Raw genomic sequence first — 12,137 nt, forward strand, 5'->3', positions numbered from 1 at the left:
AGCAGGATGAAGGTTGGGTAACACCAACTGGAGGTCCGAACCAGTTTCCGTTGAAAAGGATTTGGATGACTTGAGGGTAGGGGTGAAAGGCCAATCAAACTGAGAAATAGCTCGTACTCCCCGAAATGTATTTAGGTACAGCGTCGAGGTGGAGTCAGCGGGAGGTAGAGCTACCGATAGGACTAGGGGGTGTCACAGCCTACCGAATCCTGACGAACTCCGAATGCCCGTTGATATACTCGGCAGTGAGGCGTGGGGTGCTAAGGTCCCATGCCGAGAGGGAAAGAACCCAGACCATCCGCTAAGGTCCCTAAATTCGGACTAAGTTGAACAAAGGAGGTCCACTTGCTTTGACAGCCAGGAGGTTGGCTTGGAAGCAGCCATTCCTTTAAAGAGTGCGTAACAGCTCACTGGTCGAGCGAGAGGGCATCGATAATACGCGGGCATCAAGTCCGGTACCGAAGCGATGGATTTAGCTTATAGCTAAGTGGTAGGGGAGCATTCTGGTCAGCGGTGAAGGTGACTTGTCAGAGTTGCTGGAGCGGCCAGAAAAGCAAATGTAGGCATGAGTAACGATAAAGGGGGTGAGAAACCCCCTCGCCGATAGACTAAGGTTTCCTGCTCAACGCTAATCGGAGCAGGGTTAGTCGGGACCTAAGGCTAGGCCGAGAGGCTACGTCGATGGACAGCGGGTTGATATTCCCGCACCTAGTAAGTGGAGTGATGCAGTGACGCAGAAGTGAAAGTACCGCGAGCGGACGGAAGTGCTCGTTAAAGGGTGTAGGTATAACCACCGTAGTCAAGTACGCGGAGGTTGCTGAAACCTGATAGTACCTGGAGGCTTCGGCCAACGGGATAGTGTACCTAATCAGACTGCCAAGAAAACCTGCTAAGCGTTTACTGCTTGCTAGCCCGTACCGCAAACCGACACAGGTAGTCAAGGAGAGAATCCTGAGGCGCTCGAGTGAATCATGGCCAAGGAACTCGGCAAAATGGTCCTGTAACTTCGGGAGAAGGGACGCTTCCTTGCAGCAATGCAAGAAGCCGCAGTGAAAAGGCCCAGGCGACTGTTTAACAAAAACACATGGCTTTGCGAACGCGTAAGCGGAAGTATAAGGCCTGACACCTGCCCGGTGCCGGAAGGTTAAGAGGGGAACTTAGCGCAAGCGAAGGTTTGAATCGAAGCCCCGGTAAACGGCGGCCGTAACTATAACGGTCCTAAGGTAGCGAAATTCCTTGTCGGGTAAGTTCCGACCTGCACGAATGGTGTAACGATCTGGGCGCTGTCTCAGCCATGAGCTCGGTGAAATTGTAGTCTCGGTGAAGATGCCGAGTACCCGCCACGGGACGGAAAGACCCCGTGCACCTTTACTATAGGTTGACATTGATGCTGGACAACACATGTGTAGGATAGGTGGGAGGCTGTGAACCCGGGCCGCCAGGTCTGGGGAGCCAACGTTGAAATACCACCCTTGTGTTGTTTGGCACCTAATCTGGAAACGGAAACAGTGTCTGCTGGGTAGTTTGACTGGGGTGGTCGCCTCCAAAAATGTATCGGAGGCTTTCAAAGGTCCGCTCAGTACGCTTGGTAACCGTACGCAGAGCGCAATAGCAGAAGCGGGCTTGACTGTGAGGCCTACAAGCCGAGCAGGGTCGAAAGACGGATATAGTGATCCGGTGGTTCCGCATGGAAGGGCCATCGCTCAAAGGATAAAAGGTACGCCGGGGATAACAGGCTGATCTCCCCAAGAGCTCATATCGACGGGGAGGTTTGGCACCTCGATGTCGGCTCGTCACGTCCTGGGGCTGGAGAAGGTCCCAAGGGTTCGGCTGTTCGCCGATTAAAGTGGCACGCGAGCTGGGTTCAGAACGTCGTGAGACAGTTCGGTCCCTATCTGTGGTGGGCGTAGGATATTTGACAGGACCTGACTTTAGTACGAGAGGACCGAGTTGGACCAGCCGCTCGTGCACCGGTTGTGACGCCAGTTGCAGCGCCGGGTAGCGACGCTGGGATGAGATAAGCGCTGAAAGCATCTAAGTGCGAAACTCACCTGAAGATGAGATATCCGATATATAAGAGTCGTTGGAGACCACAACGTTGATAGGCCCTAGGTGTAGAGCGCGAAATCGCACAGCCGAGGGGTACTAAGGACTCGAACACTTCTGTAGCATACGTAGCTCACCTCTTTCTTTTTCCTACTCTGCCTCTATGTTAAAATACGACAGCCCTTGTCCGCTTCGGTGGACAGGACGCTGGCTTGATAATGGTGGCTTTAGCCCGGGTGTTCACCTCTTCCCATTCCGAACAGAGTCGTTAAGCCCCGGAGCGCCTATGGTACTGCCTTCACCGGCGGGAGAGTCGGTCGCCGCCAACCTTATCATTTATGTGCCTCGGCCCCCGCGACTTCGTGCTGCGGGGGCCGACGTGCGTTATCCCCTACCCCCTGCTCCCCTTGCCTCCACCCGGTAGAGAGGAAGAGGGAACGGTTGGAATTAGTCTTTGTGTGTATCTTCTTTACTGGATCAACGTCACTTAGTAGAGCGTTATAAAGCGACAAGGACAAAACAATACTTAATGGGCTATGGCAGAGGTTATAAAATTCTAGTTGAATTCGTGTACCCAAACGGTCCTTCTCTAAGCACATAAAGAGGGCCGCTTGCTAATACAAGCGGCCCTTTTTATGTGCGTTTTATTGTAAGGCTCTTATTCTCTTGGTCCAGCTACCACCTCTATCATTGAGTTAATAGATAAGTACTCTTGGGCCAAAGTCAGTAAACTGCTTGATTGAACGTCTTGAATTCTCTCGACAAACTCGCTATAGTAAGCAGTTGGAAGATCATGAAAAACAAGGTTCATATACTTATCACATTGTTCGAACACTGTGCTGAGCTCATTGGCAAACTTACCGGCCATGTAGTTCTTGACGGTTTGCAGTTCGTCTTCCGGAATACGCTCAGTTTGCAGGCGGCTCAGTTCAAAGTGAATTTCCTTGATGGCGGCTTCCGTGTTGGTAGCATTGACATCTGAGCCAATAACAAAGCTGGAAGCATGTTCGCGCGGATTCACGCTTGCGTAGATGCCATAAGTCAGACCTTTGTCTTCACGGATATTTCGCATCAGGCGTGAGCCAAAGTAGCCGCCTAGCACTTTAACTAATACTTGCAATTCGTGCGTCTGTGGGTGGTTTAGCGCTGGCCAAAGCTTCCCTATGCGCAATGAGGATTGCAGGCTGCCTTTCAGTAACACATAGTCTTGGGCTGGCGCACTTGCTGCTAGTGCTACAGCAGGTAGTGTGGGTTTTACTTCTGACGAGAGCACCACCGTCCCCAGCAATTCACCAATTAATTTTTGGTCTGCATCTGCAACATCACCGCACAGGAATATTTCGCTCTGTGACAGCTGATACCGTTGCTGATGGAACGTTCGAAGTTGAGTAGCAGTAACTAGACGGAAGAGGTTCTCATCGAATTTGACGCCGTAGGGATACGTAGAGCCAAATAGGTTATGCGAAAACTGCTCAGCGGCTAAGTAACTGGATTTTTGGCGCTCAACCCGCACGTTCTGAATTGTACGGGTCTTTAGCTGTTCTAGCTCTGGGTCCGGGAACGTGGGTTCCGTTAGTACATCCAATACCAAGGGAAGTAGCTTCGGCAGGTGACGAGTTAGGCAGTATAAGGTGAGTGTAGCCCGATCAAACCCTTGCTCACATTCTAGGGAGGCCCCGTAAAACGCTATTTCATCGGCAATTTGGCGGGCTGTGCGCGTGCGGGTGCCTTCGAGCAGCATGCGCGCCGTGAGCAGCGAAATACCGGGAGCTGGTTCATACCATTTGCCGGCTTTGAATACTACCTGAAGACGGACTACGGGCTGGGCATCATTGCGCAACACATGCAGACGGGCTCCGTTAGGGAGCGAAAACACGTCAGCCGCGGGCAGCGTTACGCGGGCCAGCGGCTGAACGGGAGGAGCGACTTTGCGGTCGAGCATCAAAAGGAAGAAGTTAGTTGGACGTGTCGCCGGAGCTGCCGAAGGCTTCGCTCAGTTCATTGAAGTTAAAGTGCAACGACACGCGTAATGTTTGGGCTAAAGGATTAGCTCTGGAATTGGGTACCAGGTAGGCGCCATCAACCCCAAATACTTGGTAGCGGACGCCAGCCCCGAGGCTAAGATACTGACGGCCCCCGCTGTTGGGGTTCTCGTAGAAATAGCCTACCCGGGCCATCAGCAAATCATTATACGTGTACTCAAGACCGCCAGAAAGGTTTATCTCGCGCAGTTCTCCTTTAAAACCGTCGGGAGAGTCGCCGAAGGAGCTAGTGATACCACGGACAATGCCGTAGTTAGCCCGCTCCACATTTTCTGCTATGATACGTGGGTCATTCGAAGGCACCCCATCTTCAAAATAAGGGCTGGGTACTAGCAACTTGTTGACGTCGAATGCCAGCGTAATCTTATTATATGCGTCCAGCTCTTTCGTGATGGCGGTACCTAGCTTCAGGTTGGTTGGTAGAAAGTCAGGACGATTGGGGTCGGTGTAGGTGATTTTATTGCCAATGTTAGAAACTGCGCCACCAAAAGCCAAGCTATACTCCCCGGCGCCAATAATAAGGTCCGTATTGTAGTAAGCACCAAGGTCCACGGCAACTGCGTTACCAGGGTTGCTGTCAATATTGCCTCCCGTAAGGTTAGAGCGGATATAGCGGGCGTTAATGCCTACTCCAAACTTTTCGCTGAGCTTCTGCCCATAGCCCACACTCACAGCATATTCCTTGGGGTTAAAGGTGCCGTTGGCTGCTCCCGTTGAAGTCCGATACTGGATTTCTCCCAGGTCGAAATACATCAGGTTGGCGGCAAGCGTAGCCCGTTCGCCTATTTTTGTCGTTCCGCTCAAGTAAGCCAAGCCCATGTCATTGGCCACGCCGGCTAGCCAAGGAGTATACGAGGTAGAAACACTGTGCTGGTAGCGCACAAAGCCCAATTTGCCTGGGTTATAATACGCTGAGTTGGCATCCGGGCTGATGGCAGCACCAACTTCTCCCATGGCTCCTGAGCGCGAATCTGGGCTAACCGTCAGGATGGGAACAGCGGTAGTAATTGGAATAACCCGGTCCTGGGCTTGGGCGGTAGCAGCCAGGCCTAGCAGACCCGGCAACAGCATGGAGCGCAAGGTCAGTTTCGTCAGTGTCATAGGGGAACGAAGAAAAAATAGAGGCGGAAGGTAGGCGAAATGCGCAAGCTTTTGCTTCTAGTTAAGCAAAACTAGCTTTTCAAATTTGGAAGCTGTGGAACCGTCACGTGGCGAGCGGACGCTAACGCGGTATACGTAAACACCGCGCGCCAACTGATCTTGGTACTCGTCGCGGCCGTCCCAGGTGATGGAAGCCACGTGGGGCCACTGCTAAGTGCCGAGGCTTGCAGCGTGCGAACCAGTTTGCCGGATACCGTAAAGATCTGCACTTGCACTTCTAATTCTTCGCCTTGACGATTATGATCGAAGTGGAAGGTGGTCGCGCTGGCGAAGGGATTCGGATAATTAAGAACGTGTTGCAGAGCTAGCTTTTCGGTGGGCGCCGCAATGAACTCAATAGCACGCTCGGCCGAGTTGTTCCAGGTATCCCAAGCCTTCACGCGCAGCTCATGGGGCCCGGACTAAGGTCTTTGAACAGGTATTTTACTTGGCCAGCCTGGAAGCTGTCTACTTTGGCCGTGTAGAACTCGTTGAGGATGGTAACCTTCGAAGGGTCGCCGTCGAGGGTAGCGGTGAGGTCGTGGCCGATACCGGTGCCCGCTGTATTAATGCCGCTGGCGTCGCGCAGGTTACCGATCAACGTAGTGGTAGTCCCCGTGAGGCCCCCAAACACGAAGCTGGTTTCGTTGTCCATAAACAGCTGGATACGCGGCGGAATAGTGTCGCGGTAAGCCAGCTGAGCCGCGTCGCCCACGGGAATAAGACGCTGACCATGGGCGTCAGTGCGGGCCGTGGGGTCGGCCGCATACAGGCTGATCTTGCCCAGCCCCACTTGGTAATTGATGTCTTTGGGCACCACAAACTGCAGCTTAAACTGACCGTTGCTGACCGTAGCAGGACCATCGTAGAGCACGTTCTCCCGCACGGCTATCGGCGTCGGTTTATCGCCTGCTTCATTGCCGAGGGTCATGACCGTGGACTTCTTCTCAAATATCTGCACCTGAGCAGTACCCGCAAAACGGGCGTTGCGTTGCCCCGCGTGCCGGATTTCGCCCTTAATTTCTACCTGCCGCAGTGCCTTTAGGGTATCAAGCTGAGCCAGGGATGCTAATTTGCCATTTACCTCTGTCACCACAGCTTCTTGCTCGGGGTAAGCCAACCGCATGGAAGGGTCACCGAGCAGGGCGTAATTACGGTTGTTGTCGCCGGATACAGCTGCGTTTTTGGTAGCCTGGCAGATGTCGCCAATACGGGGCATATTGCCGTTGGCGAGCGGCGTGAACAGGTCGCGGAAGAATTCTACAGCCATGTTCTGGTTCCGGTCAGCATACACAACCCGAGTAGTAGTAAACAAGCCAATAGCGCCGCCTGCAATGTCGGTTAGGGACTGTTCGCCGGCCGAGGTAAACTCGGGGTTGTCGTAGGTGCTGAAGTCGCAGGTGCCCGTGAATAAGAAGGACAAACGGTTGCTGTTCCGCAGCCGCAACACCGAAGAATTCGTCAGAATCTGCTCCTCAGCCCAGCCTTTAGGGCCACCGTGCCCGATGTAGTTAATCAGTAGCGAACCTTGTTCAAATGCCTCATCAATGGACTGCTCAGCGGCTGGAGAGCGTTGACCCGCTGCCACAATTACCTGAGGGTACATATCGAGGTAGTGTTTATACACGTTGTAGCCCTGGGCAGTAGCAAGCGTATCGAGTGGGTTCGTAAGCTGCTCAGTATAAGTAGTAAACAAGTTATTGTCCCCGTCATCGGCCACGAAGGAAAGGCGGTTACGCCACTTTCCGTAGCTGACCGGCGAGTCGTAAGCAAGCAGTTTGTCAACGACGAGCCGCGCCTGGTCGGTAGTTCGTACGGGTAGGCGGCCTACGCCAATATCGAGCAGTTCGTTGTTAGAGTTGGGAGCCCAGCTGCCTTCGGTATCGTCGAGCAGGCCGTAGTAGTCATCGGAGGAGTATGTAATGCCCTGGCTGCCCGGCCGCGCGCCCATGATCTGATCGAAGCTTTCTACCGATTCGTACACCGGCACAAAGTTCTGGTTGATTTTGTCGGCGTTGGCCGGGAGCCGGTTTTTCCACCACGTAGGCAATTGATCCGCTTGGTTGCTAGGATCGGCCTTGTAGTCGTAGGAAGCGTCGCCGAACAGTAGCAGGTACTGGCGTTTGCCGGCCGGGGCCCGGTCGTACACCATTTTCATAAAGTCCCGGATGGCCGTAACATCCTGCCCGCCGGAGCCAAACTCGTTGTACACCTGATTGGTCGTGACTACTTGGGTGGTCAGGCCATCGTGCGCGGCGCGGTGAGCTGCTAAGCGGTTGGCCTGCGCTAGGAAAGCCGGATGGGTCAGAACAACCAGCTCCAGCTTACTGTCCAGGTTCAGCGCGTGCAGGTTCTGGTTAGCAACCCGGCCAAAGTTGCGGGGGGCCGGAAAGTTGCTGCCGCTGAAGGCCACAAACTCCCGAACAGTATCAGTGCGAGCCAGAAAACTACCGCTAGGAGCCACTACCTCGGTCGGCCGGCGCGGGTTGCTGACATCCCAGATGGTAACGCCAGTAGCATTGGCCAGTTCGTATTGGCTAATGGCGCCAGGGGCAATGTTTTCGAGGGAGCGAAACTCCAGCTGGCTGCCTGCGAACCGGAGCTGGCGGCGAGCATTAAGTTCTAGGTAGTCCAGGTAGCCCCTGGCGGCCGGGTCGTTGCTGCCGTTGTACGTGAGGTCTACCTTAATGGCGGCCGGCACCGAAGCAGGCACCACGTAGCTTAGCGTGGTGAGGTTGGTGTTGGCTACCTCGGGTAGCATCCTAAGCCGCCGGTGCAATAGTAGCCCGGCACTACTTGGGTAGTGGCGGACTGTCCGTTGAGGCTGCTTTGAAAAAAAGTAGCCGCCGCCGATGAGGCCGCCACCGATGCCGTTACCTGCACCGTAGTACCGGCTACCAGATCGGGCACGGTAAAGGAAAACGATTTTTGGTCGGAAGTTGAGAATTGCTCCCCCAGCCACACTCGCCCCGATTTAGCTAAGTTCAGCAATTCCAGCTCGTAGAACTGCCGCTCTGTAAACGTGGTGATACGGGCCGTGGCGCTACCCGTAACTGCGGGAGCCGCGGCAACGCGCCGGCCGGCAGTACTACCCACCGTCAGGAAGTAATAGGCCGTATCGGTGTAGGGGTTTAGCTGGTGCTGAAAGCGCGCCGCGCCGCCGGCCCGCGTCCAGGTGTGGGGGCCGCGAGCATAGAACAGAAAGTACTCGTTGTCGTCAAGGGTAGCGTTGGCGTCGCCTACGAAGCGAATGGGGTTTTCGGCCAGGTCGTCGGGCCGGAAGGTTTGGCTGGCCTGGGGCAGGGTGCCCATGGCGTTGCCATACAGGCGCAGGCGGGCCGGATCCAGGGCCTGCACGTTGAGCCCCAGGCTAGCCAGGGCCTTCTTATCCAGCTTATAGATGCCGCTACCCGGAACTCCGATTTTAAACCAGTCGCCCTGACTTAAAACTGAAGAACGGGCGTAGGTGCGGGTGCCGGCGGCCGGCCGTTGGGCGTTTACGTTCCGAGAATAAGCGTAGGCGAAGGAAACGAGCTTTTCGGCTTGGCCAGTTTGGGGGTTGCGGCGCAGGGGTTGCAGGGCCAATAGCGTCACGGGCTGGCGTTGCTCCAAACCCGTTACCAGCCCAGTGGTTGGGGTAGCAGGCAGCGCCGCTAGGTCCAACTGGCGCGCATCGGCGGCCGGTACGGGCTCATAAACGGTTTCGCGCAGGTTGCCCTCGGTTACGGTGCCAGGTAGCCGGAGCTGATAAGTGCCGACCTGCTCGTTCAGGCGGAAAAAAGCGCCCCGAAACGAAGGGACCCGCCGCTGCTGACCCCGGATGACCACTGGTTCCGTGCCCGTCCAGGCAATACGGGCCCGCACAACTTGCTCCGTTGCCTGGGCCCGGGCCGGTGGGCCGCCCATGCTTATCCCTAGTAAAAGCAACAACCAGCAAGTAAAAAACCGCATAGACAAGGCGCAGAAATCAGGACAATATAAAAGCCGCAGCTTTGGGCAGGCAACAGGATAGACAGTAACTCAGTTCAGCGCGCAGTAGGTAACTGCCGAGCCTACGAATTATTGCGGCCTGAGACCAGAAAATTACGCTTTCATGAACGCAGTAGCGCGGGCACTCGGATTGGTAAATATTCCTGGCCCAAGCAACTGAAAATTTGGATGCTAGCCTCCTCTCAGGTAGCCTCAAGCTGTTTTGGCCCGTGTGAGCAAGGATAACAGCACGTACAGCAAAATAATGAGCGGAATAGCGGCGGCACCTAGCACCAGTAGCAACCCCACGCTCAGCAGCAAAAAGATAAAGCGCACCTGATTATCCTGCCAGCGGAAAGACTTGAACTTCAGAGCAAACAACGGTAGCTCCGCTACTAGCAAGCCCGACAAAATCACCGTCAGCGCGAGTAGGAGCCAGGGATTCAGGATAAGCTTGGTTATCCCTAAGTCGTCGTGGGCCATGATGAGGGGCAGGGAAGCTACTACCAGGGTGCAGGCGGGAGTAGGCAAGCCGATAAAGGAGTCAGACTGGCGCGTGTCATTATTGAACTTAGCCAGCCGCAGGGCCGAGAATACCGTGACCAGAAAGCCTACGTAAGGTAACCAGGTGGGCAGATCGGCCCCGGCCTGGCGCAGCAAATCAAATAGGAAAGCACCCGGCACCACGCCGAAGGATACCATATCAGCCAGGGAATCGAGGTCTTTGCCGATGGGGGAGGAGACGTGCAGGGCCCGCGCCAGCAAGCCGTCAAAAAAGTCGAAAACTGCGGCCAGCCCCACGAAATACGCGGCCGTTTCCAGCTCGCCCGCAAAAATGTGGCAGAGGGCCAGGCAGCCGGAAAACAGATTAAGACAGGTAACGGCGTTAGGAAGATGTTTTTTCAAGGGAGAGGGGAAAGTATGCCTTGGAATACGCGGAGAAAAGCGCAGCAAAAGCTGCTTCTTACTTCAGAAATGGATTGGTACGGCGCTCCTGGCCGATGGTGGTGGCCGGGCCGTGGCCGGGGTACACAACGGTCTCGTCGGGTAGGGTTAGCAACTGGCTTTTGATGCTGGCAATAAGAGTCGCATGGTCGCCGCCGGGCAAATCGGTGCGGCCAATGCTGCTTTGAAACAGCACGTCGCCCCCGATAACGGTGCTGCTTGGGGCGTGGTAGAAAACTACGTGGCCCGGCGCGTGGCCCGGCGCAAATCGTACCTCCAGCTCTGTTTCTCCGAAGCGCAATGGCTCGCCGGGCGTCAGAAAGCCAGTTGGTTCAGCCGGAGTGTAGCGGGCAAAGCCGTAGCTGGGAGCGTAAGCCGGCACCGAGCGCAGGGTAGCCAAATCAGCCTCATGAATCAGAAACGGCACCTTATAAGTGTCCACCACAAACTGGTTACCGAAAACATGGTCGATGTGGCAGTGGGTATTCAGCAGCAACACCACCTGCAGGCCCTGCTCCTCAATAAAGCTACGCAGGGCTTCCTGCTCGGCCCGCTCGTAGCAGCCGGGGTCGATGATAACGCACTGGCCCGTGGCGTCGTGCAGTAAATAGGTGTTCTCAGAAAAGGCGTTGAAGGTAAAGCCAGAAACAGTCATGCGCGAAGGAAAAGGAGCCGGCCCGTAGCCAGGAATCAATTTAGGAGGGTAAGTTACGAGTCTTGCTGCGAATGAAAGGGTAGTGACCGGCCCCAGCCGTGCGCCAGGAGCGGATCAGTAATTGGGGCGTGAACCTGGCAGGCACACTAACCCTAGGTTGGGCTCGTAACGTACCGTGGCCTCCGGTAGTGTTCTGCGTTTCTCCCTTACCTTGCCCGTAATGACACGCGTTGATTATTTATTAGTGGGTTACGGCATTGCCGGGGCTACCCTGGCCGCGGAGCTGCGGGCGCGCGGCTACCAGGTGCTCGTGCTGGATACTTTCCAGCCAGATTCGGCCTCGCGGGTAGCGGCTGGCCTGATGAACCCGGTAGCTGGTAAGCGTTTTGCCCTGGCCTGGCGGGCCGACGAGCTCTTGCCCGCCGCGGCCGTATTTTACCAGGCTCAGGAGCAGCGGCTAGGCCAACGGTTTTTCTTTGAGCTGCCTATTCTGAAACTCTTTTCTTCGGTAGGAGAGCAAAACACCATCATTGCCCGCAGTGCCGACCAACCCTGGCAGGACTTCGTGGAGGACCCGGGCGCCGAACTGCCAGCCCGGCCGGGCGTGCGGCAGGCGCTAGGTGGCTTACGCATTCGGCGCGGGGGCTACGTGCGGGTGGAAGAACTGTTGAGTGCGCTGGCTGTGGAAGGAGAGCGGGAAGGGTGGCTGCGCCACGAAACTTTTGATTGGTCCCAGCTTGTTGCCCAGCCGGATGGTAGCCTTATCTACGCCGGCCGCGTGCAAGCCCAGCATGTGGTGTGTTGCGAAGGTGCGGCAGCCGTTCATAACCCGTATTTTCAGTGGCTACCGATAACCCCTAACCAAGGGGAGGTGCTGGATGTGGAATGCGCCGGGCTGCCGGAGCTGGAGGTACTCAACAAAGGTGCCTACGTGGTGCCGCTCGGGGAGCATCGGTTTCGGGTGGGAGCTACCTACCGCTGGCCGCCGTTTGCCGAAGGCATAACGGCCGAAGCCCGCCAGGAACTCAGCCAACGCCTCCACGACATGACCGACCAGTCGTTTCGGGTGACGGGACAGCGGGCCGGCGTGCGGCCTGCCGTACGCGACCGGAAGCCCTTGTTAGGAACCCATCCGGCGCTGCCGAACGTACATATTTTCAACGGCTTGGGCTCCAAAGGGGTCATGATGGCTCCTCGCCTAGCCCAGGTGCTGGCCGATTGGCTGGAAAAAGGCATCGAACCCTGGCCCGAAGTCAATATTCGGCGGTATTTTACGTTATATTCTCCGGGCCCAGCTTCGGTCGGCCTGGCTACTCCTGCTCCCCGCTCCTAGCTTTCTC

The 12,137-nt window shown here is 55.8% G+C and carries 8 protein-coding genes and 2 rRNA genes (1 of these 10 cut by a window edge); 3 read left to right on the top strand and 7 right to left on the bottom strand.

Annotated features, from left to right (window positions below):
* Positions 1–2,168, top strand: a 23S ribosomal RNA gene (locus MUN84_RS14500) (it extends 734 nt beyond the left edge of the window).
* A gap of 95 nt (positions 2,169–2,263) precedes the next feature.
* Positions 2,264–2,375, top strand: a 5S ribosomal RNA gene (rrf, locus tag MUN84_RS14505).
* A gap of 329 nt (positions 2,376–2,704) precedes the next feature.
* Here the strand turns inward: rrf and MUN84_RS14510 are convergent.
* The 7 genes from MUN84_RS14510 to MUN84_RS14540 form a co-directional block, all read right to left on the bottom strand.
* Positions 2,705–3,988 (bottom strand): M16 family metallopeptidase, encoded by a 1,284-nt coding sequence (locus MUN84_RS14510; protein ID WP_244698939.1) that lies wholly within the window; start codon positions 3,986–3,988, stop codon positions 2,705–2,707.
* 13 nt (positions 3,989–4,001) lie between these two features.
* A complete protein-coding gene (gene porV, locus MUN84_RS14515; protein ID WP_244694724.1) occupies positions 4,002–5,189 on the bottom strand; it encodes a type IX secretion system outer membrane channel protein PorV in 1,188 nt (395 codons plus the stop codon).
* A gap of 71 nt (positions 5,190–5,260) precedes the next feature.
* A complete protein-coding gene (locus tag MUN84_RS14520) occupies positions 5,261–5,629 on the bottom strand; it encodes a hypothetical protein (RefSeq protein ID WP_244694725.1) in 369 nt (122 codons plus the stop codon).
* The gene (porU, locus tag MUN84_RS14525; protein WP_244694726.1) at positions 5,626–7,989 is read right to left on the bottom strand and encodes a type IX secretion system sortase PorU; all 2,364 of its coding nucleotides are present in this window, start codon (positions 7,987–7,989) and stop codon (positions 5,626–5,628) included. The genes MUN84_RS14520 and porU overlap by 4 nt, the downstream gene beginning before the upstream one ends.
* On the bottom strand, positions 7,974–9,134 hold the full coding sequence (locus tag MUN84_RS14530) for a hypothetical protein (protein WP_244694728.1): 1,161 nt from the start codon (positions 9,132–9,134) through the stop codon (positions 7,974–7,976). The genes porU and MUN84_RS14530 overlap by 16 nt, the downstream gene beginning before the upstream one ends.
* A 276-nt stretch (positions 9,135–9,410) precedes the next feature.
* Positions 9,411–10,103 (bottom strand): CDP-diacylglycerol--serine O-phosphatidyltransferase, encoded by a 693-nt coding sequence (pssA, locus tag MUN84_RS14535; RefSeq protein WP_244694729.1) that lies wholly within the window; start codon positions 10,101–10,103, stop codon positions 9,411–9,413.
* Positions 10,104–10,161: 58 nt separating this feature from the next.
* The gene (locus tag MUN84_RS14540; RefSeq protein WP_244694730.1) at positions 10,162–10,797 is read right to left on the bottom strand and encodes an MBL fold metallo-hydrolase; all 636 of its coding nucleotides are present in this window, start codon (positions 10,795–10,797) and stop codon (positions 10,162–10,164) included.
* A gap of 220 nt (positions 10,798–11,017) precedes the next feature.
* Here MUN84_RS14540 and MUN84_RS14545 point away from each other — a divergent pair, with 220 nt between their 5' ends.
* Positions 11,018–12,130 carry an NAD(P)/FAD-dependent oxidoreductase gene (locus MUN84_RS14545; protein WP_244694731.1) on the top strand — a complete coding sequence of 371 codons (1,113 nt, stop codon included), beginning with the start codon at positions 11,018–11,020 and terminating at the stop codon, positions 12,128–12,130.
* Positions 12,131–12,137: the final 7 nt, after the last annotated feature.

It is taken from the genome of Hymenobacter sp. 5516J-16, assembly GCF_022919335.1.
Classification (GTDB): Bacteria; Bacteroidota; Bacteroidia; order Cytophagales; family Hymenobacteraceae; genus Hymenobacter; species Hymenobacter sublimis.

Coding starts and splice junctions, on each gene's coding strand:
- MUN84_RS14545 (WP_244694731.1), top strand. CDS start 11,018: ATGACACGCGTTGATTATTTATTAGTGGGTTACGGCATTGCCGGGGCT.
- porU (WP_244694726.1), bottom strand. CDS start 7,989: ATGCTACCCGAGGTAGCCAACACCAACCTCACCACGCTAAGCTACGTG.
- MUN84_RS14540 (WP_244694730.1), bottom strand. CDS start 10,797: ATGACTGTTTCTGGCTTTACCTTCAACGCCTTTTCTGAGAACACCTAT.
- MUN84_RS14510 (WP_244698939.1), bottom strand. CDS start 3,988: ATGCTCGACCGCAAAGTCGCTCCTCCCGTTCAGCCGCTGGCCCGCGTA.
- MUN84_RS14530 (WP_244694728.1), bottom strand. CDS start 9,134: ATGGGCGGCCCACCGGCCCGGGCCCAGGCAACGGAGCAAGTTGTGCGG.
- porV (WP_244694724.1), bottom strand. CDS start 5,189: ATGACACTGACGAAACTGACCTTGCGCTCCATGCTGTTGCCGGGTCTG.